This is a genomic window from Lonsdalea britannica, from assembly GCF_946477055.1.
In the GTDB taxonomy this organism is placed as follows: Bacteria; Pseudomonadota; Gammaproteobacteria; order Enterobacterales; family Enterobacteriaceae; genus Lonsdalea; species Lonsdalea britannica_A.
This window is the reverse complement of sequence record NZ_CAMKXG010000010.1, coordinates 1-21,387: the sequence shown is the minus strand read 5'-3', so window position 1 is coordinate 21,387 and position 21,387 is coordinate 1. Positions and strand designations below refer to the sequence as shown.

The 21,387-nt window shown below is 57.1% G+C and carries 19 protein-coding genes and 1 riboswitch; of the genes, 10 read left to right on the top strand and 9 right to left on the bottom strand.

What is annotated here, in order from left to right; all coding sequences use genetic code 11:
- The first annotated feature begins 25 nt into the window (after positions 1–25).
- Both rpoC and Q7O77_RS01780 read left to right on the top strand, forming a co-directional pair.
- Positions 26–4,249 carry a DNA-directed RNA polymerase subunit beta' gene (gene rpoC / locus Q7O77_RS01785; protein WP_304162996.1) on the top strand — a complete coding sequence of 1,408 codons (4,224 nt, stop codon included), beginning with the start codon at positions 26–28 and terminating at the stop codon, positions 4,247–4,249.
- Between the two features lie 100 nt (positions 4,250–4,349).
- The gene (locus Q7O77_RS01780) at positions 4,350–5,417 is read left to right on the top strand and encodes a DUF1176 domain-containing protein (protein ID WP_304162993.1); all 1,068 of its coding nucleotides are present in this window, start codon (positions 4,350–4,352) and stop codon (positions 5,415–5,417) included.
- Between the two features lie 193 nt (positions 5,418–5,610).
- On the opposite strand, the gene Q7O77_RS01775 is transcribed toward Q7O77_RS01780, so the two are convergent.
- Positions 5,611–5,865: a DUF1127 domain-containing protein gene (locus Q7O77_RS01775; RefSeq protein WP_085653057.1), complete on the bottom strand. Its 255-nt coding sequence runs from the start codon at positions 5,863–5,865 to the stop codon at positions 5,611–5,613.
- A 170-nt stretch (positions 5,866–6,035) separates the two neighbouring features.
- Between Q7O77_RS01775 and Q7O77_RS01770 the strand changes: the two genes are divergently transcribed.
- Entirely contained in the window at positions 6,036–7,463 is a 1,428-nt protein-coding gene (locus Q7O77_RS01770) for a PLP-dependent aminotransferase family protein (RefSeq protein WP_085653058.1), read from the top strand.
- Positions 7,464–7,523: 60 nt separating this feature from the next.
- Here Q7O77_RS01770 and thiH read toward each other — a convergent pair whose 3' ends face one another.
- The 6 genes from thiH to thiC are packed head-to-tail and all read right to left on the bottom strand — an operon-like array spanning position 7,524 to position 12,960.
- Positions 7,524–8,669, bottom strand: coding sequence for a 2-iminoacetate synthase ThiH (gene thiH, locus Q7O77_RS01765; protein ID WP_304162985.1), 1,146 nt, complete (start codon positions 8,667–8,669; stop codon positions 7,524–7,526).
- Positions 8,666–9,451: a thiazole synthase gene (locus tag Q7O77_RS01760; protein WP_304162982.1), complete on the bottom strand. Its 786-nt coding sequence runs from the start codon at positions 9,449–9,451 to the stop codon at positions 8,666–8,668. Before Q7O77_RS01760 ends, thiH begins: the two co-directional genes overlap by 4 nt.
- A complete protein-coding gene (thiS, locus tag Q7O77_RS01755; RefSeq protein WP_304162979.1) occupies positions 9,452–9,652 on the bottom strand; it encodes a sulfur carrier protein ThiS in 201 nt (66 codons plus the stop codon).
- Entirely contained in the window at positions 9,649–10,398 is a 750-nt protein-coding gene (locus Q7O77_RS01750; RefSeq protein ID WP_304162976.1) for a HesA/MoeB/ThiF family protein, read from the bottom strand. The genes thiS and Q7O77_RS01750 overlap by 4 nt, the downstream gene beginning before the upstream one ends.
- Before the next feature lies 1 nt (position 10,399).
- Positions 10,400–11,044 carry a thiamine phosphate synthase gene (gene thiE / locus Q7O77_RS01745; protein ID WP_304162973.1) on the bottom strand — a complete coding sequence of 215 codons (645 nt, stop codon included), beginning with the start codon at positions 11,042–11,044 and terminating at the stop codon, positions 10,400–10,402.
- Positions 11,044–12,960 carry a phosphomethylpyrimidine synthase ThiC gene (thiC, locus tag Q7O77_RS01740; RefSeq protein WP_304162971.1) on the bottom strand — a complete coding sequence of 639 codons (1,917 nt, stop codon included), beginning with the start codon at positions 12,958–12,960 and terminating at the stop codon, positions 11,044–11,046. The genes thiE and thiC overlap by 1 nt, the downstream gene beginning before the upstream one ends.
- A 109-nt stretch (positions 12,961–13,069) precedes the next feature.
- Positions 13,070–13,186: riboswitch (TPP riboswitch) on the bottom strand.
- A 374-nt stretch (positions 13,187–13,560) separates the two neighbouring features.
- On the opposite strand from thiC, the gene nudC reads away from it, so the two are divergent.
- The 6 genes from nudC to Q7O77_RS01710 all read left to right on the top strand — a co-directional run bounded on the left by nudC (position 13,561) and on the right by Q7O77_RS01710 (position 18,050).
- A complete protein-coding gene (nudC, locus tag Q7O77_RS01735) occupies positions 13,561–14,334 on the top strand; it encodes an NAD(+) diphosphatase (RefSeq protein WP_304162968.1) in 774 nt (257 codons plus the stop codon).
- A gap of 115 nt (positions 14,335–14,449) precedes the next feature.
- Complete coding sequence (gene hemE, locus Q7O77_RS01730) at positions 14,450–15,523, top strand: uroporphyrinogen decarboxylase (RefSeq protein ID WP_304162965.1); 1,074 nt, start codon at positions 14,450–14,452, stop codon at positions 15,521–15,523.
- Positions 15,520–16,197 carry a deoxyribonuclease V gene (gene nfi, locus Q7O77_RS01725; protein WP_304162962.1) on the top strand — a complete coding sequence of 226 codons (678 nt, stop codon included), beginning with the start codon at positions 15,520–15,522 and terminating at the stop codon, positions 16,195–16,197. Before hemE ends, nfi begins: the two co-directional genes overlap by 4 nt.
- An 89-nt stretch (positions 16,198–16,286) precedes the next feature.
- A complete protein-coding gene (locus Q7O77_RS01720; RefSeq protein WP_304162959.1) occupies positions 16,287–16,877 on the top strand; it encodes a YjaG family protein in 591 nt (196 codons plus the stop codon).
- A gap of 185 nt (positions 16,878–17,062) precedes the next feature.
- Positions 17,063–17,335: a nucleoid-associated protein HU-alpha gene (gene hupA, locus Q7O77_RS01715; RefSeq protein WP_012882985.1), complete on the top strand. Its 273-nt coding sequence runs from the start codon at positions 17,063–17,065 to the stop codon at positions 17,333–17,335.
- A 4-nt stretch (positions 17,336–17,339) separates the two neighbouring features.
- On the top strand, positions 17,340–18,050 hold the full coding sequence (locus Q7O77_RS01710) for a DUF1481 domain-containing protein (RefSeq protein ID WP_304162916.1): 711 nt from the start codon (positions 17,340–17,342) through the stop codon (positions 18,048–18,050).
- A gap of 57 nt (positions 18,051–18,107) precedes the next feature.
- Here the strand turns inward: Q7O77_RS01710 and purD are convergent, their stop codons facing one another.
- Both purD and purH read right to left on the bottom strand, forming a co-directional pair.
- Entirely contained in the window at positions 18,108–19,400 is a 1,293-nt protein-coding gene (gene purD / locus Q7O77_RS01705) for a phosphoribosylamine--glycine ligase (protein WP_094118847.1), read from the bottom strand.
- A gap of 18 nt (positions 19,401–19,418) precedes the next feature.
- Positions 19,419–21,008 (bottom strand): bifunctional phosphoribosylaminoimidazolecarboxamide formyltransferase/IMP cyclohydrolase, encoded by a 1,590-nt coding sequence (purH, locus tag Q7O77_RS01700; RefSeq protein ID WP_304162911.1) that lies wholly within the window; start codon positions 21,006–21,008, stop codon positions 19,419–19,421.
- 84 nt (positions 21,009–21,092) lie between these two features.
- On the opposite strand from purH, the gene Q7O77_RS01695 reads away from it, so the two are divergent.
- Positions 21,093–21,387 (top strand): hypothetical protein (locus Q7O77_RS01695; protein WP_304162908.1); only part of this gene is annotated, 295 nt, incomplete at its 3' end.

Here is a 21,387-nt window from a genome sequence, read left to right as displayed (position 1 = left end):
GTCTAACTCCGACAGGAGCCAATCCGTGAAAGACTTATTAAAGTTTCTGAAAGCGCAAACTAAGACCGAAGAGTTTGATGCGATCAAAATTGCTCTGGCATCGCCAGACATGATCCGTTCGTGGTCTTTTGGTGAAGTTAAAAAGCCGGAAACCATTAACTACCGTACGTTCAAACCAGAACGTGACGGTCTGTTCTGCGCCCGTATCTTCGGGCCGGTAAAAGATTACGAGTGCCTGTGCGGTAAGTACAAACGCCTGAAGCACCGTGGTGTTATCTGTGAGAAGTGTGGCGTTGAAGTGACCCAGACCAAAGTACGCCGTGAGCGTATGGGCCACATCGAGCTGGCTTCTCCGACCGCGCACATCTGGTTCCTGAAATCGCTGCCTTCCCGCATCGGTTTGCTGCTGGATATGCCGCTGCGTGATATCGAACGCGTCCTGTACTTCGAATCCTATGTGGTTATCGAAGGCGGTATGACCAACCTTGAAAAGCGCCAGATCCTGACGGAAGAGCAGTATCTGGATGCGCTGGAAGAGTTTGGTGACGAATTCGACGCCAAGATGGGCGCCGAAGCGATTCAGGCCCTGTTGAAAAACATGGATCTGGAGCAGGAGTGCGAACAGCTGCGTGAAGAGCTGAACGAAACCAACTCTGAAACCAAACGTAAAAAGCTGACCAAGCGTATCAAGCTGCTGGAAGCGTTCGTACAGTCTGGCAACAAGCCGGAGTGGATGATCCTGACCGTGCTGCCTGTGCTGCCGCCGGACCTGCGTCCGCTGGTACCGCTGGACGGTGGTCGTTTCGCTACGTCGGATCTGAACGATCTGTATCGTCGCGTGATCAACCGTAACAACCGTCTGAAACGTCTGCTGGATCTGGCTGCGCCGGACATCATCGTGCGCAACGAAAAACGTATGCTGCAGGAAGCGGTGGATGCGCTGCTGGATAACGGCCGTCGCGGTCGTGCCATCACCGGTTCCAACAAGCGTCCGCTGAAATCTTTGGCCGATATGATCAAAGGTAAACAGGGTCGTTTCCGTCAGAACCTGCTGGGTAAACGTGTCGACTACTCCGGTCGTTCCGTTATCACCGTAGGTCCGTACCTGCGTCTGCATCAGTGCGGTCTGCCGAAGAAAATGGCGCTGGAACTGTTCAAACCGTTCATCTACGGCAAGCTGGAACTGCGTGGCCTGGCTACGACGATCAAAGCAGCCAAGAAAATGGTTGAACGCGAAGAAGCGGTCGTATGGGACATCCTGGATGAAGTCATCCGCGAACACCCGGTACTGCTGAACCGTGCGCCGACCCTGCACCGTCTGGGTATTCAGGCATTTGAACCGGTTCTGATCGAAGGTAAAGCGATTCAGCTGCACCCGCTGGTGTGTGCTGCGTATAACGCCGACTTCGATGGTGACCAGATGGCTGTTCACGTACCGTTGACGCTGGAAGCCCAGCTGGAAGCGCGTGCGTTGATGATGTCTACCAACAACATCCTGTCACCTGCGAACGGCGAGCCTATCATCGTTCCGTCTCAGGACGTTGTATTGGGTCTGTACTACATGACCCGTGACTGTGTTAACGCCAAAGGCGAAGGCATGGTTCTGACTGGACCGAAAGAAGCTGAACGCGTCTATCGTGCTGGTCTGGCTTCTCTGCATGCGCGCGTCAAAGTGCGTATTACGCAAGAGATCAAGAACATTGAAGGCGAAACCACGCATCAGACCAGCATCATCGATACGACCGTTGGTCGTGCGATCTTGTGGATGATCGTGCCGAAAGGTCTGCCGTACTCGATCGTTAACCAGCCTCTGGGCAAGAAAGCGATCTCCAAAATGCTGAACACCTGTTACCGCATTCTGGGCCTGAAGCCGACCGTTATCTTTGCTGACCAGATCATGTACACCGGTTTTGCTTACGCTGCGCGCTCTGGTGCGTCCGTTGGTATCGACGACATGGTTATCCCGGCGAAGAAAGCCGAAATCATCGAAGAAGCGGAAACCGAAGTTGCCGAGATCCAGGAGCAGTTCCAGTCTGGTCTGGTTACCGCGGGCGAACGCTACAACAAAGTGATCGATATCTGGGCTGCGGCGAACGAACGTGTTGCCAAGGCGATGATGGAAAACCTGTCTGTAGAAGACGTGGTTAACCGCGATGGCGTTGTTGAGCAGCAGGTTTCTTTCAACAGCATCTTTATGATGGCCGACTCCGGTGCGCGTGGTTCTGCTGCACAGATTCGTCAGTTGGCAGGTATGCGTGGTCTGATGGCGAAGCCGGATGGCTCCATCATCGAAACGCCGATCACCGCGAACTTCCGTGAAGGTCTGAACGTACTCCAGTACTTCATCTCAACCCACGGTGCTCGTAAAGGTCTGGCGGATACCGCACTGAAAACCGCTAACTCCGGTTATCTGACCCGTCGTTTGGTCGACGTGGCGCAGGATCTGGTTGTAACGGAAGACGATTGCGGAACGCACGAAGGCATCATGATGACGCCGGTCATCGAAGGTGGCGACGTTAAAGAACCGCTGCGTGAACGTGTTCTGGGTCGTGTAACGGCCGAAGACGTGATCAAACCGGGTACGGCTGACATTCTGGTTCCGCGTAACACGCTGTTGAACGAACAGTGGTGTGACCTGCTGGAAGAAAACTCCGTCGATTCGCTGAAAGTACGCTCTGTCGTAAGCTGTGAAACCGACTTTGGCGTGTGCGCCAAATGTTACGGTCGCGACCTGGCTCGTGGTCACATCATCAACAAGGGTGAAGCCATCGGGGTTATCGCGGCACAGTCTATCGGTGAACCGGGTACCCAGCTGACCATGCGTACCTTCCACATCGGTGGTGCGGCATCTCGTGCGGCAGCAGAATCCAGTATCCAGGTGAAAAACAAGGGTACGCTGAAACTGAGCAACGCCAAGTACGTTAAGAACAGCGCAGACAAGCTGGTGATTACTTCTCGTAACACCGAACTGACGCTGATCGACGAATTTGGTCGTACGAAAGAAAGCTATAAAGTGCCTTACGGTGCAGTGATGGCGAAAGGCGACGGCGAAGCCGTAGCTGGTGGCGAAACCGTAGCAAACTGGGATCCGCACACCATGCCGGTTATCACGGAAGTGAGCGGTAACATTCGCTTCACCGACATGATTGACGGCCAGACCATTACGCGTCAGACCGATGAGCTGACCGGTTTGTCCTCCATCGTGGTTCTGGATAGTGCAGAACGTACCGGTGGTGGTAAAGAACTGCGTCCAGCGCTGAAAATCGTTGATGACAACGGCGAAGACGTTCTGATTCCGGGTACCGATATGCCGGCTCAGTACTTCCTGCCGGGTAAAGCGATTGTCCAGCTGGAAGACGGCGTGAAAATCGGCTCTGGTGACACCCTGGCCCGTATTCCGCAGGAATCCGGCGGTACCAAGGATATCACCGGTGGTCTGCCGCGCGTTGCTGACCTGTTCGAAGCCCGTCGTCCGAAAGAGCCAGCAATTCTGGCTGAAATCAGCGGTATCATTTCCTTCGGTAAAGAAACCAAAGGGAAGCGCCGTCTGGTGATCACCCCGGTTGACGGTAGCGATCCGTACGAAGAGATGATTCCGAAATGGCGTCAGCTCAACGTGTTCGAAGGTGAACGCGTTGAACGTGGTGACGTGATCTCCGATGGTCCTGAGTCTCCGCACGACATTCTGCGTCTGCGTGGCGTGCATGCGGTGACCCGTTACATCACCAACGAAGTGCAGGAAGTTTACCGCCTGCAGGGCGTTAAGATTAACGATAAGCACATCGAAGTTATCGTTCGTCAGATGTTGCGTAAAGGCACCATCGCCAGCGCGGGTAGCACTGAGTTCCTGGAAGGCGAACAGGCTGAAGTGTCTCGCGTCAAGATCGCCAACCGTCAGTTGGAAGCCGACGGCAAGATTCCGGCAACCTACAGCCGCGACTTGCTGGGTATCACCAAGGCGTCTCTGGCGACCGAGTCCTTCATCTCTGCGGCCTCGTTCCAGGAAACGACGCGCGTACTTACCGAAGCCGCAGTGGCTGGTAAGCGTGATGAACTGCGCGGTCTGAAAGAGAACGTGATCGTGGGTCGTCTGATCCCGGCCGGTACCGGTTATGCATACCATCAGGATCGTATGCGTCGCCGTCAGGCTGGCGAACCCGTTGCTGTTCCGCAGGTCAGCGCGGATGAAGCTTCGGCTAACCTGGCTGAGCTGCTGAACGCCGGTTTCGGCAACAGTGACGACAAGTAACGTCGACGCTGCATGATAAAAAACCGCTCCCCGGAGCGGTTTTTTTATGCATAAAAAGTGAGTGATAAGAGACAGAAAACAGAGCGATGAGAGAAACATTATGCTGAAAGCAAGCGTGGTTGCAGCCAGTCTGGCGGTGTTGTCCGCCGTACCGGCTTTTGCCGGAGTGCCGTTTGCGCCGCCGGTGCAAAAAATCTTCTCTAACTGGCAGGTGACGTGCAACAACCTGAACGACTGCGATGTGCGTAATATTGATGAAAACCTGCGTATAACGCTGACGCGGCAGTCCGGCGCTACCGGCGTGACGTCATTGACGATTGTCCCCTTTTCTCAGGAAGCCCATCCCACCTTGTGGTTGGACGAAGACGCCGCGGAAGGGTTGAGCTTAACGCCAGCGATCAACGATGACGACGCCATTGTCGCCACGGAAAATCTGCCCGCGATACAACATTTTCTACAGCAGGCCAAAGATGCGCTGACCCTTTCCGTCGGTGACGATCCGCAGCAGGGAAGCTCCCTGCGGGGATTGAACGCCGCGCTCCTGCTGGTGGATGAACGGCAGGGACGGATCGGTACTCAGGGCGCACTGCTGCAGCGGGGAAGTAAACCGGCTTCCGACGTCCCGGCGAGGTTGAGTCAACCCGAACTGCCGCCAGCGCTGACAAACGCGCCTGCGGTCAGTCATCCGCAAGCGTTGGTCGAGGCCGTCATCAAGGCGCAGCATGCGCTGTTGGTGAGAGAGACCTGCGATGTCAACGAGCAGGACAAAGAGATCAATCAGGTTCACCCGCTGGACCAACGCAATGCGCTGGTCATGATTAACTGCGGTATGGGGGCCTATCAGTCCTCGAGCCTGGTGTTTATCACGCCGCGCGATAATCCGTCGGCGGCGCATCAACTGGTACTGCCGTTGCCGCTGCCGGATGAAAATGGCCGCCCGCAGCAGGTGGATTGGTTTACCAACGCTGACTATGATCCTCAGACTGGCGACCTGTTCCATTTGGCGAAGGGACGTGGGTTTGCCGACTGCGGTGAAAGCGCCCAGTGGCGTTACGATGGTCAGCAGTTCCGGCTCGTGACTTACCACAGCCAGACGGGATGCAATGGCGGTTGGCCGGGTGAGTGGCCTTCGCTGTGGGAAACGCCGGGATACAACGAAGACAAATAGCGCTCCGCGCAGGAAGGGTCGCCGTCGGTCAGGACAGACCGACGGCGACATAAGCGGCGCAGGCTTGAGGATTCACAGTCAGCCTGTGGCCGACGGATGTGCCGGCATTCGCACTCTAGCGTCGCCCGATGGCTTCCGCGAGCGCCGTTGTACTGACGTGGGAACCCTCGCGCAAACACATCGGCGACATAACTCACCTTTCATTTTTCTTGTGAGCATCATTCCGCGCCTGAAGCCAACCCTCATTGCCGAAGGCATCGGCCCGGTAGCACTGATCGATGTCTGCACGCGACAGACCAATATCTTTGAGGCGTTCATCGCTCATCGTCCGCAGCAACGTGCGCGTCGAGATGCGCAAACGCCGTGCCTGCCAATGCTTGTAGATTCTGCTGACTAGCGTGCGCAGCGTGGATGTCTGCGAAAGTGGATGGTGTTGTGTCATCTTCATTCCCTCCCCCGATGGTGTGGCACCATCATGAAAGAGCGACGGAAAACAATACAGATTCACAAATACAGTTTATTGACCATACAGAAGAGGATTGTATGGCCCTGAATGGGACTTTTTGTGTCAATCTGTACTGGTTATCGAATGATAACGCTTCAAGGTAGGATACTTTCATGACTCGCTATCAGCATCTTGCCACCTTGTTGGCGCAGCGCATTCAACAAGGGCTTTATCAGCCTGGGGAACGTCTGCCGTCGGTCAGAATCCTCTCGCAGGAGCATGGCGTCAGTATCAGTACGGTTCAACAGGCTTACCATCTGCTGGAAGAGCAGATGCTGATCTCCCCGCAGCCCCGCTCGGGCTACTTTGTCTCTGCGCGTTATGCCGCGCCGCCCATTCCCGCCATTACGCGCCCGGCACAGCGGCCGGTTGAAATTACCCATTGGGACGCGGTGCGAGGGTTGTTGGACGTACGGAAGGAAAGCGATGTCATGCAGCTGGGCAGCGGCATGCCGGACGTCACGTCGACCACCCTCAAACCGTTATGGAAAATCATCAGCCGACAGGGCATGAAGCAGGATATCTCGCTATTGCAATACGGCGGTTTGCTTGGCGTGACGGCGTTGCGCGAGCAAATTGCGCGGCTGGCGGTCGACAGCGGATGCACGCTGAGCGCCGACGACATTGTCACCACGACGGGGTGTCAGGAAGCGCTGTTTCTGTGCCTGCGGGCGGTCTGTCAGCCGGGAGACATCATCGCTGTCGAATCCCCGGCGTTTTACGGGATGATGCAGACGCTGCGGAGCTACGGGGTAAAAGTCATTGAAATTCCGACGGATTCGGTCAATGGCCTCAGTCTGGAGGCGCTGGAATTAGCGCTGGATCAGTGGCCGATCAAGGCAGTGTTCGTGGTGCCGAACTGCAACAATCCGTTGGGTTTTATCATGCCGGAGGCGCGTAAACGGGGATTGATGACGTTGGCGCAGCGTTTTGATATCGCCGTGATTGAAGATGACGTCTACGGGGAACTGGCTTACGAGTACCCGCGGCCGATGACCTTGAAGTCGTTGGATGACGATGGGCGGGTGTTGTTGTGTAGCTCCTTTTCGAAGGTTATGGCGCCGGGCCTGAGGGTGGGCTGGGTCGCGCCGGGACGGTATCTCGACCGCGTACTGCATATGAAGTACGTGAACAGCGGCGGCGGCGTCATCCAGACACAATCAGCGGTCGCCGAGTTTATTCGTCAGGGTCACTACCTGCCGCACCTGAGACGCATGCGGGCGCAGTACCAGCGCAATCAGTGTCGCTTCACCAGCTTTGTCCGCCACTATTTCCCCGAAGGGATCTGCGTCAGCCGACCACAGGGTGGCTTTTTGATGTGGATAGAACTGCCGGAAGCTTTCGACGGCATCCGATTGAATCGTCGTCTGGCTGAACGCGATACGCAGGTCGCCGTAGGTTCGCTGTTCTCGGCATCGGGTAAATATCGCAACTGTCTGCGTCTGAACTATGCGTTGCCCTGCACAGAGAAAACGGAAAGGGCGTTGAAGATGATTGGGGAAGAAATCGAGCGGGAGATGACGCTCGCCTGCAGAGCCTGATCCCCTCAGGCCTAAGGAGGAAGAACCGCGATGTCCGGCGTTCAAGACATCGCGGCGCATTCAGTCGAGATGCGACGGAGTGCGCGATCTTCCCAGATAGCCGTCCCAATCTTTCCACACGGGCTGTAGGCCGGCGCGGGTTATCGCGTCCGCCACCGCCTCCGGCCGCCGAGCGTCATGAGGAGCGAACTGCTCAAGCTCCGGATGGTTGTCGGCGTAGCCGCCCGGCTGCGTTTTGGAGAAGGCACTGACGCTGTTGATGGCGATGGGCACCATATGATCGCGAAAAAATGGCGATTCACGTGTGGACAGCGATAGCTCAACGTCCGGCGCCAGCAGCCGGAATGCGCAAATTGTCTGCATCAGCTGCGCCTCGTCCATCAGCGAAGCCGGTTCAATACCGCCAGCACACGGTCGCAGGCGTGGAAACGAGAGCGAGAAGCGGCTCTGCCAGTAACGTTGTTGCAGATCGAGCAGGTGTTCCGCCACCATATAGCAGTCCACGCGCCAGCTGTCCGACAGGCCGATCAACGCCCCAAGACCGATCTTGTCGATCCCAGCCATGCCGAGACGATCCGGCGTGGCTAGCCGCCAGGCGAAATCCTGTTTGCGTCCCCGCAGGTGATGCCGCGCGTAGGTCGGCGCGTGATAGGTTTCCTGATAGACCATCACGCCGTCCAGCCCCAGCGTCTTTAGCTCGGCATACTCTTCCGTCGACAGCGGCTGCACCTCCATCATCATCGAGCTGAAGTGCGGCCTGATCAGCGGCAGCACGCGTCGAAAGTAGTCCATCCCCACCTTGCCCTGATGTTCGCCAGCAACCAGCAGCAGCTGGTCGAACCCAAGCTGGCGGATCGCACGGCACTCTCGCTGTATTTCCTCGTCATTCAGGATCTTGCGCTTAATCCGATTGCTCATCGAAAACCCGCAATAGGTGCAGTCGTTGGCGCACAGGTTGGACAAATAGAGCGGAACGTAGAATCCCACCGTGTTGCCGAAGCGCTGGCGGGTAAGACGTTGCGCGCGCTGCGCCAGCGGCTCGAGGTAGCCTGCCGCGGCGGGCGAAATCAACGCCATAAAGTCGTCGCGATCGGGCCGGTCGGCGTTCAATGCTCGGATGACGTCGGCAGACGTTTTACCGTTGATGCGACAACGGAGGTCGTCCCAGTCGAGCGTCTCCCAGCGACGATAAAATCCTTCACTCATGAGCCTGCTCCCGTTTGAGGCTGTTGCAGAAAACCGGTCAGGGGGCTGGTGGCGCTGGCGTGGGATTGACGCGCACCTAAGCCGGACTCCGCCGCCAGCGCGCCAGCCTCAACGGCCAGCCGAAAGGCGCGGGCCATGCTAACCGGGTCGCGGGCGACGGCCATCGCCGTATTGACCAGTACGGCATCCGCGCCCATCTCGATGGCCTCGGCGGCCTGACTGGGCGCGCCGATCCCCGCGTCGATAACGACCGGTACCTGTGCTTGTTCGATGATGATCCTGAGGAAGTCGCGCGTTTGCAGTCCCTGATTAGAACCAATCGGCGCTCCGAGCGGCATGACGGCAGCGCAGCCGACGGCCTCCAGTCGTTTGCACAGGACCGGATCGGCGCCGCAGTAAGGCAGCACGATAAATCCTTCTTTCACCAGCTGTGCCGCCGCCTTTAGCGTTTCCACCGGGTCGGGCAGCAGGTATTTCATGTCGGGATGAATCTCGAGCTTAATCCAACGTGTCCCCAGCGCTTCACGAGCGAGATGGGCGGCGAAGACCGCTTCCTCGGCCGTTTTGGCCCCGGAGGTATTCGGCAGCAGGTGAACGCCCAGCCGCTGTAGGGGGGCGAGAAGGGCGTCGCTGTCGCCGGAAAGGCTAACGCGTTTCATCGCCAGCGTGACCAGTTGGGAGCCCGCCGCCTGTAACGCCGCGCTCATGATCTCCGCGCTGGCGAACTTACCGGTGCCAGCCAGCAACCGGGATGTAAATGTGGTTCCTGCGATGGTGAGCATTTATCCTCCTGCTATCGCTTGAAAGAGCAAAATGTCGTCCCCGTCCTGCACCTGACAGGTGCTCCAGTCGGGGCGAGGGATGACGATCTGATTGATCGCCAGCGCGGTGCCCGGCTGCAGACGATCCAACCGTTGCAACAGTTGCTCCACGCTGATCGGCTCCTCCAGCGTGACGGTTTCCTCATTGATATGAATTTTCATACGGCGCTCCCGCAGACTGGACAGCCCGCAGCGGGGGAGAGTTGCAAGGTATTCCAGTGCTGCTGGCGGGCGTCGAACAGCCTCAGCTTGCCGTCCAAGGTTGACGGCAGTCCGCATAGCAGTTTGATGGCCTCCAGCGCCTGCAACGTCCCCATAACCCCAACAACTGGACCCAGTACGCCAGCGGTGCGGCAGTTGCGAACAGGCTCGGTCGCGTCTGGATAAAGGCAGGCGTAGCAGCCGTGAAGGTAGGGGGGCGTCAGCACCAGCAGCTGACCGCCGAAGCCGACGGCGCTGGCGCTGACTAACGGTTTTCCGGCCCGAACGCAGGCGGCGTTGACAGCATGGCGGGTCGCCATGTTGTCGCTACAGTCCAGCACCAGGTCTGCGCGGCCAACCGCGTAAGCCAGCGCCTCGCCTTCCAGTCGTGTCTGCAATGGCTCGATGGCGATGTCCGGGTTCAGCGCCGACAGCTGGCGCTGAGCCAGCGTCGCTTTAGGCTGCGCGATATCTTCAGTGCGGTAGAGCACTTGGCGTTGCAGGTTGGAGAGATGCAGCGTGTCATGATCCGCCAGCAGCAGTTTGCCGACGCCTGCGGCCGCCAGATAGAGCGCACAGGGCGCGCCCAGACCGCCGAGCCCGACCAACAACACGGTGGCGTCAGCCAGCCGCTGTTGACCAACAGGGCCGATATCTTCCAGCAACAGCTGGCGGCTGTAGCGCATAAATGCCTCATCGTTCAGCATGTTACGCCTCCCGGTTTTCGATCAGACGCAGCAAGGTCGCCGTCGCCTGTCGCCAGTCCGCCGCCTGAGTAATCGCGCTCACGACGGCGATGCTGCCGACGCCTGTCGCCAGCACTGAAGGGACTCGTTCGATGCTGATGCCGCCGATAGCGACCGTGGGAAAGCGTCCCGCCAGTTCACTGATATGACGCGCCAGTTCGGCCAGTCCCTGCGGCGCTGACGGCATCTCTTTGGTCCGGGTTGGGAAAATATGGCCCAGCGCGATGTAGGACGGGGCGATAGCGACGGCGCGCGCCAGCTCGTGATCATCATGGGTAGAAACCCCCAGCCGGAGTCCGGCGCGGCGGATCGCCTGCAGATCGGCGGTATCCAGATCCTCCTGGCCTAGATGGACGCCGTAGGCCTGATGTTTCACGGCCAGCTGCCAGTGATCGTTGATGAACAGGCGTGCCTGATAGCGACGGGCGAGCGCGATCGTTTGAATCACGGCGGCCTCAACCCGATCGTCCGGCTGGTCTTTGATCCGCAGTTGAAGCGTTTTCACACCCACTCGGAGCAGTCGTTCGATCCACTCAACGCTGTCGACCACTGGGTAGAGCCCTAGTCGTGATTCCACTGCGGGGAAAGCAAGCAGGGGGGCGTTCATCAGGCATCCTCCTGCGGCACATACAGTTCGCTGCCGTGAGCACGGAATTCTGCCGACATTTTTGCCATGCCGACGTCAATCGGTTGGGCATCCGCCTGTTGTTGCGCGGCGTAGTCCCGGACCTCCTGAGAAATTTTCATGGAGCAAAACTTCGGGCCGCACATGGAGCAGAAGTGAGCCACCTTGCCGGATTCCTGCGGCAGCGTTTCATCGTGGTAGGCTCGCGCGGTCTCCGGATCTAAAGCCAGGTTGAACTGGTCTTCCCAGCGAAATTCGAAGCGGGCTTTCGACATCGCGTTGTCGCGGATCTGCGCCCCCGGATGACCTTTCGCCAGATCCGCGGCGTGCGCGGCGATCTTGTAAGTGATCAACCCCTGCTTTACATCCTCTTTGTTCGGCAGCCCCAGGTGCTCTTTAGGAGTGACGTAACACAGCATGGCGCAACCGAACCAGCCGATCATGGCGGCGCCGATGCCAGAGGTGAAGTGGTCATAGCCCGGCGCGATATCCGTGGTGAGCGGGCCGAGAGTATAAAAAGGCGCTTCGTGGCAGTGCTCCAGCTCTTCGGTCATATTGCGGCGGATCATCTGCATCGGGACATGGCCCGGACCTTCAATCATCACCTGAACGTCGTACTCCCAGGCAATGTGGGTCAGTTCGCCCAGAGTATGCAATTCGGCGAACTGCGCCTCGTCGTTGGCGTCCTGAATCGAGCCGGGCCGTAGGCCGTCGCCCAGCGAAAGGGCGATATCGTACGCGCTGCAAATTTCACATATCTCGCGGAAATGCTCGTACAGGAAGCTCTCTTTGTGATGCGACAGACACCACTTCGCCATGATGGACCCACCGCGTGAGACGATGCCGGTCAGGCGTTGAGCGGTCATCGGCACATAGCGCAGCAGCACGCCCGCGTGGATGGTGAAGTAGTCGACGCCCTGTTCGGCCTGCTCTAGCAGAGTGTCGCGGAACATCTCCCAGGTCAGGTTCTCCGCGACGCCGTTGACCTTCTCCAGCGCCTGATAAATGGGTACCGTCCCGATAGGGACCGGGCTGTTGCGCAAGATCCACTCGCGCGTCTCGTGGATATAACGGCCGGTAGACAGGTCCATCACGGTGTCGGCTCCCCAGCGGGTGGACCACACCAGTTTCTCCACTTCTTCTTCAATGGAGGAAGTGACCGCCGAATTGCCGATATTGGCGTTCACTTTGACCAAAAAGTTGCGGCCAATGATCATCGGTTCGGATTCTGGATGGTTGATGTTGGCGGGGATGATTGCGCGGCCAGCGGCCACTTCCTGACGAACAAACTCGGGCGTGATGGTCTGTGGCAGATGAGCGCCAAAACTCTGGCCGGGGTGTTGCTGGCGCAGTGTCGGGTTAGACACACGCTCGCGCCCCATATTTTCCCGCAGGGCGATGAACTCCATTTCCGGCGTGATGATCCCCTGACGGGCGTAGTGCAGCTGGGTGACGCGTTTACCGGTCTGAGCACGGCGGGGCTGGGGCAGATGTTCGAAGCGCAGATGGTCCAGACCGGCATCGGCCAGACGTTGCTGGGTAAATCCGGAACTGAGCTGGGATAAGCGTTCGGTGTCGCCGCGTTCCTCAATCCAGGCGGTTCTCAGGCGAGCCAGCCCACGGCGAACATCGGGGACGGCGTCGGGATCGCCATAAGGTCCGGCGGTGTCGTAGACCGGTATCGGCTCATTCCGTTCGTAACGAGGTGCTTCCCGGTTTCCCCCGAGCAGCGTAGGACTGAGTTGGATTTCCCGCAGAGGGACGCGGATGTCGGGCCGTGAGCCGGTCAGATAAATGCGCTGCGATTGCGGAAAAGCGGTGCCCTGCACCTCGTCGATAAAACGTTGTGCGGAGGCGCGTTGCTCGCGGCGTCCTGAGGTTTTTTTTTCTGTAGACATAGCAAATTCCTGTTTGGATAAAAGGAAACATTGCTTGTCTGGAGTTCGGATGGAGTAATGGAGACGTTTCTTTTTCCCCGGGTGATGACAGCTTTGTCTGGGGAAAAGGATAAAAATTACTCTTGTTCCCTTCGCAGGTTTTAACCTGATCAGGTTCCGCGGATCCCGAATTAACGGTCTCAGCCCGCACGCGTTACCGCGACGCTAGGCACTCCGACAAGATAACGCCCGATGCGCTGGGCGAGGTCAATCGCCTACACTCTATGCTGGCAATGTGTCGCTGTCAAAGGCGGAGAACGGCGTTAGGTGAAGACAACGCGCACGTCTGTTGTAGGACATCAAGCGTTAAGACGATAGAAAATGCCTGTTGCTGACAGTGGCCTTATTTTTCGCGAAATGTGCGATAAATCGTCCTCCCTGAGGGGAATTTCATTGAAAAACACTATTGCGGGCTGAACGCGGCGAGGAGACAGAACTGCGGAACGAGTTTCTATGGCATGGTATGGTGCTAAAGCGTAGAGCGTCTGATTTATATGCATTAATGTTGTCTATATCTACACATCATAGCCATAGACTCGGTGACAGAGGGCGATAGAAGAGATGGAAGTAACGTTAACAGGTGAAGAGCTCGGCTGGTGGGTTGTCGGCGAGAATAATCAGATTTGGTTGCCTGAGGGGAGACTGCCGCACGGTTCTTCCACCCAATGGGGACTGAAAGCATGCGCCGCCCGCCGGATTGGCGAATGGCAGGGGGAGCCTGTCTGGCTGGTGCGTCAGACCATGGCCGAAGAGATGGGATCGCTGCGTCAACTGCTGGATGTGGAAAGCGGGTTATTCCAACTGGCGGGCCGGGGAATTCAGCTGGCCGATTTTTATCGCGCCCACCGTTTCTGCGGCTACTGTGGTCATGAGATGCACCACAGTAAAACCGAGCTGGCCTGCCTGTGTGGTCACTGCCGGGAACGTTACTATCCGCAGATTGCGCCCTGCGTCATCGTGGCGATTCGTCGTGGTACTGAGATTTTGCTGGCGCAGCATGTCCGTCACCGGGGCAACATGTACACCGCGTTGGCCGGGTTTGTCGAGCTGGGTGAAACGCTCGAACAAGCTGTGGCCAGAGAAGTCATGGAAGAGAGCAATATTCGCATTAAAAACCTGCAATATGTCAGTTCTCAGCCCTGGCCGTTCCCCCATTCTCTGATGATGGCCTATATTGCGGAGTATGCCGACGGCGAACTGCGTCACGATCCGTCCGAGCTCCGCGATGCCGCCTGGTTCCGTTACGACAAGCTGCCGATCCTGCCGCCGCCGGGAACCGTGGCGCGCCGACTGATAGAAGATACGGTGGTGATGTGCCGAGAAGCCGACGGCTAATCCGTCTGCGTCATGCGTGTAGCCTGAGGGAAGTCAACCCGCTACACTGCCGCCTGAAATACCCAGACCACAGCGACCTACGCGCCTGCCGTTCAGGCGCCAAAAGGAAAAGATCATGACCGACCTTAAAAACGATCGCTATTTACGCGCTCTATTACGTCAGCCTGTTGATGTCACGCCCGTTTGGATGATGCGTCAGGCGGGGCGTTATCTGCCGGAATATAAAGCGACGCGCGCTCAGGCCGGAGATTTCATGTCGTTGTGCAAGAATGCCGAGCTGGCGTGCGAAGTGACGCTGCAGCCGCTGCGACGCTATGCGCTGGACGCAGCCATTCTGTTCTCCGATATTCTGACGATCCCCGATGCGATGGGATTGGGACTCTATTTTGAAGCGGGCGAAGGTCCGCGTTTTCGTCATCCGTTAAGAAGCCATGCCGAGGTCGCGGCGCTGCCGATCCCCGACCCGGAACAGGAACTGGGCTACGTGATGAACGCCGTACGCACCATCCGTCGTCATCTGGCGGGCGAAGTCCCGCTGATTGGTTTCTCCGGCAGTCCGTGGACGCTGGCGACCTATATGGTCGAAGGTGGCAGCAGCAAAGCGTTTACCGTTATCAAAAAGATGCTGTTCGCTGAACCGCGCACGCTGCATCTGTTGCTGGATAAGCTGGCGGACAGCGTCATCCTTTACCTGAACGCACAGATCAAAGCGGGCGCTCAGGCGGTCATGATTTTCGATACCTGGGGCGGCGCGCTCAGCGGTCGTGACTATCGCGAATTTTCGCTGCACTACATGCACAAGATCGTCGATGGTTTGCTGCGCGAGCATGAGGGCCGCCGCGTGCCGGTGACGCTGTTCACCAAAGGCGGCGGACAGTGGCTGGAAGCGATGGTCGAAACAGGCTGCGACGCGCTGGGTCTGGATTGGACAACGGATATCGCCGACGCTCGGCGTCGTGTGGGCGACAAGGTTGCGCTGCAGGGCAATATGGACCCGTCCATGCTCTATGCTCCGCCAGCTCGTATCGAACAGGAAGTGAGCACCATTTTGGAAAGTTTTGGTCCGGGCAATGGCCACGTTTTCAACCTCGGTCACGGCATCCATCAGGATGTACCGCCGGAACACGCCGGAGCATTCGTGGACGCAGTACATCGCCTGTCCCGGCCTTATCATCAGGAGAAGGCATGATTGACACTCAGTCTTTACGGGCTGAACAGTTAATCAAGGCGGCTCAGGTCGTCCGTCATGATGCGCTCCCGTTCGAACAGCCAGCATTGATTGGCGGTGCGGACGTCGGGTTTGAGCAGGAGGGCACGGTGACCCGGGCGGCGATAGCCGTATTGGCGTATCCGTCGCTTGAGCTGGTGGAGTATCAGATCGCGCGTATCCCGACGACGATGCCTTATATCCCGGGATTGCTCTCTTTTCGCGAGGCCCCCGCGCTGATGGCAGCGTGGAAATCACTGCGTCACTCACCGGATCTGCTGTTCGTGGACGGTCATGGTATTTCCCATCCTCGCCGCCTGGGCGTCGCCAGCCATTTTGGGCTGATGGTCGACGTGCCCACCATCGGCGTGGCCAAACGCCGTCTGTGTGGTCAGTATGCTGCGCTGGATGCCGACGTCGACAGTCAGCAGCCGCTGATGGACAAAGGCGAACAGATTGGCTGGGTATGGCGCAGTAAATTACGCTGCAACCCGCTGTTTGTCTCAACCGGGCATCGGGTCGGTTTGGAAACGGCGTTGTTGTGGGTGAAACGCTGCACGCGCGGCTACCGCTTGCCGGAGCCCACGCGTTGGGCCGACGCGGCGGCGTCAAACCGAATTGCATTTCAGCGCTGGCAACATCAGCAAACACTGTAGATAATCGCGCCAGCGTTTTTTAGGAATTCAGGAATAGGGCCGCTGGCCGTTTTTGGCTACACTGCGGTCCGTCACGTTAGAGATAAAACATGTTACGTAATCCCATTCATTTGCGTCTGGAGAAACTGGAAAGCTGGCAGCATGTCACTTTCATGGCGAGCCTCTGTGAACGCATGTATCCCAACTACCATGAGTTCTGCCGCCAGACGGAATTTGGCGATGCGCAGGTATACCGTCGCATCCTCGATCTGATTTGGGAAACACTGGTGGTCAAAGATGCTAAGGTTAACTTTGACCTTCAGTTGGAAAAGCTGGAGGATGCGGTTCCATCCGCTGACGACTATGATCTTTACGGGGTCTATCCAGCGATAGATGCTTGTATCGCTTTAGGGGAGTTAGTTCACTCTCGCCTGAGCGGTGAAACGCTGTCGCATGCTATCGTGATTAGTGAAACCTCCATTAGAACGGTAGCGATGTTGGAGATGACTCAGGCTGGCAGAGAAATGACGGATGAGGAACTCAACGTCATTCCTGCAATTGAAGAGGAATGGGATCTCCAGTGGGAGATCTTCCGCCTGTTGGCGGCCTGTGAAGAGCGTGATATCGAGCTGATCAAAGGTCTTCGCGCCGACCTGCGCGAGGCGGGAAGCAGCAATATTGGGATAAATTTATATCAATAACCGGTAAAACGTGATTTAAGGTCTTAAATGGCCGCTCTAAGGGCTTCACACCGCACCCCGTCTGGTCTACATTTGGGGGGCGTAAAAAAAGTGGCTGTCGGTGCGTATATGCAGGAGAGTGCTTTAATGGCATTTCCGTCGCACTCGATGCTTAGCAAGCGATAAACACACTGTAAGGATAACTTATGAATAAGACTCAACTGATTGATGTAATTGCTGACAAGGCTGACCTTTCCAAGACCCAGGCTAAAGCTGCATTGGAAGCTACTCTGGCGGCAATTACTGAGTCTCTGAAAGAAGGTGATGCAGTACAATTAGTTGGTTTTGGTACTTTCAAAGTCAATCATCGTAATGAGCGCACTGGCCGCAACCCGCAGACGGGTAAAGAAATCAAAATCGCAGCTGCCAACGTGCCTGCATTTGTTTCCGGTAAAGCACTGAAAGACGCTGTAAAATAAGCGCATGCTAAGAAAAGGTTTGAACAGAGGGGCGATTTCGCCCCTTTTGCTTTTTCTTAAACGTACTGCGATTGGGAGCGTAGCCGCCCTGGTGGTTTCCTGTAGCTCCCACTCGCCACCCTCCGCGTTGTATGCCGGGGGATACCTCTCTGACCGTGGCGTAGTGCGCGTGTGGCGCAAAGACGACCCGGCTCAGCAGCAAACGGCACTGATGACGGTCTTCAGCCCATTTAATGGCCACAGCACCCAAATCACCCGATACCAATTCCAGCAGAACGCCGTGCGTGAAATCACGCAAAGCAAGAGCGCGCCTGACAAAGAGGACGTACGTCTGCGTTTTGATGCCAAAGGCGCCGTCAGCTATATGCAGCGTCAGCTACCCGATCGCCGCGAGCCGTTATCCGATGATGATATCGCGCTGTATCAGTTTGATGCGGGCAGGCTTTTGGAAATGAGCGACATCATGCGCACGGGGAACGTTCAATTGAAGCAGGGACAGTGGCAGGACGGGGTGGTAGTGACTTGCGACGGTCAACGCATTCGTCCGAGTCTGGACCGCAGAGCCTCGCAACGCATAGTACAGCGCCAGCAGCGATCTTCCGTACCGTTAAGCATTGCCTGGCTGGAGTCGCCTGAAGGGACGCAGCTTCTGCTGGTCGCCAATGAAGATTTTTGCCGTTGGGAACCCACGGCAGATTCGCTACAGAGCGACTAAGAACGGAGCGAGTTAGAGTGAGCCCCCGCAAGAAGGCTCACTCATCATGCTAAGGCATCAGGAGTGCGACTGTTCCCGGTCGATAGCGCGGTAACCGATGTCGGTACGACAGAAAGATCCTTCCCAACGAATCCCTTTCGCCAGCGCATAGGCATTACGCTGAGCGTCTTTCACGCTTGCACCCAGCGCCGTCACGCAAAGGACTCGTCCACCGTTGGTTACCACATCATTGCCCTTCAGCGCCGTGCCGGCATGGAAGACTTTGCCGTCTGCCGTTTCCGACGTTCTCAGGCCGGAAATGGTGTCGCCTTTGCGATAATCAGCCGGATAACCGCCAGCGGCGAGAACGACACCCAGAGAAGGACGTTCATCCCACTCAGAACGCTGTTCATCCAGTTTGCCATCACACGCCGCCAGGCAAAGCGCGACCAGATCGGAGCGCATACGCAGCATAATCGGCTGCGTTTCAGGATCGCCGAAGCGGCAGTTGAATTCGATGACCTTGGGTTGACCGTCGGCGGAGATCATCAGTCCCGCATAAAGGAAGCCGGTGTAGACGTTCCCTTCCGCCGCCATGCCTTGTACGGTCGGCCAAATAATCTGGTCCATCACGCGCTGGTGGATCTCGTCGGTGACGACCGGAGCCGGAGAGTACGCCCCCATACCGCCGGTATTGGGGCCGGAGTCGCCGTCCCCCACGCGCTTATGATCCTGGCTGGTGGCCATTGGCAGCACGTGCTCGCCATCGACCATGACGATAAAGCTGGCTTCTTCGCCATCCAGGAACTCCTCGACGACGACGCGGTGACCGGCATCGCCAAATGCGTTGCCTGCCAACATGTCCGTCACGGCATTTTCAGCTTCTTCCAACGTCATGGCGACGATAACGCCTTTGCCGGCGGCCAAACCGTCCGCCTTAATGACGATAGGCGCGCCTTTCTCGCGGATATAGGCGATGGCTGGTTCAATGTCGGTAAAGTTCTGGTATTCCGCCGTGGGAATATGATGACGCGCCAGGAAGTCTTTAGTAAACGCTTTAGAACCTTCGAGCTGCGCCGCGGCCTGAGTTGGGCCGAAGATGGGGAGTTGCGCTGCACGGAAAGCATCGACGATACCGATGACCAACGGCGCTTCGGGCCCAACGATAGTCAGACCAATGTCGTTTTGCTTCGCAAAGTCGACCAGCGCCGGAATATCTGTTGCGGCGATGTCGATGTTTTCCAGCGACGGTTCCAATGCGGTGCCCGCATTGCCGGGCGCGACGAAAACCTTATCCGCCAGGGGAGATTGCGCTGCTTTCCAGCCAAGCGCATGTTCGCGCCCGCCGTTGCCGATAATTAAAATATTCATGGTGAGTCTTGCTCCGGATTAATGGCGGAAATGACGCATGTCGGTAAATAGCATAGCAATGCCGTTCTCATTGGCGGCGGCGATCACTTCGTCGTCGCGGATGGAACCGCCTGGCTGAATAACGCAGGTAATGCCTACGGCGGCGGCGGCATCAATGCCATCCCGGAAGGGGAAGAAGGCATCGGACGCCATGACGGAGCCTTCGACCACGAGTCCTTCATCCTCAGCTTTGATACCGGCGATCTTGGCGGAATAAACCCGGCTCATCTGTCCTGCGCCTATGCCGATGGTCATGTTGTCGCGGGCATAGACAATGGCGTTGGACTTGACGAACTTCGCCACTTTCCAGCAGAACAGCGCATCGCGGAGCTCCGCTTCAGTGGGCTGACGTTCCGTCACCACCCGTAATTGTGAGGAGTCGACCATGCCAAGGTCGCGATCCTGCACCAGTAAACCGCCGTTGACGCGTTTGAAGTCAAGGCTGGGAATATGTTGCTGCCATTGTCCGCAGGTGAGTACCCGGACGTTTTGTTTGGCGGCGGTCACCTGCAGCGCAGCGTCGCTGACCGAAGGCGCGATAATCACTTCGACGAACTGACGGCTGACAATGGCCTGTGCAGTGGCTTCGTCCAACTCGCGGTTGAACGCGATGATGCCACCGAATGCTGACGTCGGGTCGGTTTGGTAGGCGCGTTCATAGGCGTCGAGAATCGAGTCGCCAATGGCGACACCGCAAGGGTTGGCATGTTTAAGAATGACGCAGGCCGGTTCAGCGAACTCTTTAACACATTCCAGCGCCGCGTCGGTATCAGCGATGTTGTTGTATGACAGCGCCTTGCCTTGCAACTGGGTCGCGGTGGCGACTGACGCTTCCTTTACCTCTTCTTCTATATAGAAAGCGGCCTGCTGATGGCTGTTCTCCCCGTAGCGCATATCCTGCTTTTTGATGAAGTTCAGGTTCAGCGTGCGAGGGAAGTTACCAGCCGGGCGTGACGTATCCCCGTGGTAGGCCGGAACCTGGGTGCCGAAGTAGTTGGCGATCATGCTGTCGTACGCGGCGGTGTGTTCAAAGGCTTTGATGGCCAGATCGAAACGGGTTTCGTACGTCAGCGATCCTTCGTGCGTATCCAGCTCATTAATAATAGAGGCATAGTCGCTGCTTTTTACCACGATGGCGACATCGTTGTGGTTCTTGGCGGCTGAACGCACCATCGTGGGTCCGCCGATATCGATATTTTCAACGGCGTCGGCCAACGTGCAGTTCTCTTTTGCGACCGTTTGGGCGAACGGGTAAAGGTTCACAACGACCATATCTATCGGTTGGATATCATGTTGCGCCATGATGGCGTCGTCTTGGCCTCGGCGGCCGAGAATCCCACCGTGAACTTTGGGATGCAGCGTTTTGACTCGTCCGTCCATCATCTCTGGAAATCCGGTGTAATCCGACACTTCCGTCACGGGTAATCCGGCGTCGGCCAGCAGCCGTGCGGTGCCGCCCGTAGAGAGTAGCTCCACGCCACGTTCAGACAGCGCTTGAGCGAATTCAACAATACCGGCTTTGTCAGACACACTGAGCAAAGCACGACGGAGAGGACGATGTTGTTGCATGATGATGTGATCCCTTGGCTAGGTTCGTATTCAGAGAGCGTTATGTGAATATTGCTGATTAAAAGCTTAAGTCAGGGCGTTGAGATGAATATTCAGCTAATGCCCCCGCAACCGGGGTCCGGTTTTCAGGGGGGAAATTGTAGCGAAAACGTTTGCGTGATGCTTGTCAAATTTCAGCGTTTGCCACATCTGTGGATAATTCTGTGCAAAAAAAGGTATAAGGCGGCCTTTTGCTGTGGAATGCAGCAAACGATAAAATTTGTGATAAATACCGGTTGCGGGCTGAAAGGAAGTCCCTATAATGCGCTCTCACTGACACGGCACAGCGGACAACGCGATGCGGTGACAGTCGAAGAAAAACGAAGAAAGTCGTTGACTT

What these genes read in the sequence shown, in the direction of transcription:
- Q7O77_RS01780 (WP_304162993.1), top strand. Translation starts at nt 4,350, where the DNA reads ATGCTGAAAGCAAGCGTGGTTGCAGCCAGTCTGGCGGTGTTGTCCGCC.
- Q7O77_RS01775 (WP_085653057.1), bottom strand. Translation starts at nt 5,865, where the DNA reads ATGAAGATGACACAACACCATCCACTTTCGCAGACATCCACGCTGCGC.
- Q7O77_RS01770 (WP_085653058.1), top strand. Translation starts at nt 6,036, where the DNA reads ATGACTCGCTATCAGCATCTTGCCACCTTGTTGGCGCAGCGCATTCAA.
- thiH (WP_304162985.1), bottom strand. Translation starts at nt 8,669, where the DNA reads ATGAGTGAAGGATTTTATCGTCGCTGGGAGACGCTCGACTGGGACGAC.
- Q7O77_RS01760 (WP_304162982.1), bottom strand. Translation starts at nt 9,451, where the DNA reads ATGCTCACCATCGCAGGAACCACATTTACATCCCGGTTGCTGGCTGGC.
- thiS (WP_304162979.1), bottom strand. Translation starts at nt 9,652, where the DNA reads ATGAAAATTCATATCAATGAGGAAACCGTCACGCTGGAGGAGCCGATC.
- Q7O77_RS01750 (WP_304162976.1), bottom strand. Translation starts at nt 10,398, where the DNA reads ATGCTGAACGATGAGGCATTTATGCGCTACAGCCGCCAGCTGTTGCTG.
- thiE (WP_304162973.1), bottom strand. Translation starts at nt 11,044, where the DNA reads ATGAACGCCCCCCTGCTTGCTTTCCCCGCAGTGGAATCACGACTAGGG.
- thiC (WP_304162971.1), bottom strand. Translation starts at nt 12,960, where the DNA reads ATGTCTACAGAAAAAAAAACCTCAGGACGCCGCGAGCAACGCGCCTCC.
- nudC (WP_304162968.1), top strand. Translation starts at nt 13,561, where the DNA reads ATGGAAGTAACGTTAACAGGTGAAGAGCTCGGCTGGTGGGTTGTCGGC.
- hemE (WP_304162965.1), top strand. Translation starts at nt 14,450, where the DNA reads ATGACCGACCTTAAAAACGATCGCTATTTACGCGCTCTATTACGTCAG.
- nfi (WP_304162962.1), top strand. Translation starts at nt 15,520, where the DNA reads ATGATTGACACTCAGTCTTTACGGGCTGAACAGTTAATCAAGGCGGCT.
- Q7O77_RS01720 (WP_304162959.1), top strand. Translation starts at nt 16,287, where the DNA reads ATGTTACGTAATCCCATTCATTTGCGTCTGGAGAAACTGGAAAGCTGG.
- hupA (WP_012882985.1), top strand. Translation starts at nt 17,063, where the DNA reads ATGAATAAGACTCAACTGATTGATGTAATTGCTGACAAGGCTGACCTT.
- Q7O77_RS01710 (WP_304162916.1), top strand. Translation starts at nt 17,340, where the DNA reads ATGCTAAGAAAAGGTTTGAACAGAGGGGCGATTTCGCCCCTTTTGCTT.
- purD (WP_094118847.1), bottom strand. Translation starts at nt 19,400, where the DNA reads ATGAATATTTTAATTATCGGCAACGGCGGGCGCGAACATGCGCTTGGC.
- purH (WP_304162911.1), bottom strand. Translation starts at nt 21,008, where the DNA reads ATGCAACAACATCGTCCTCTCCGTCGTGCTTTGCTCAGTGTGTCTGAC.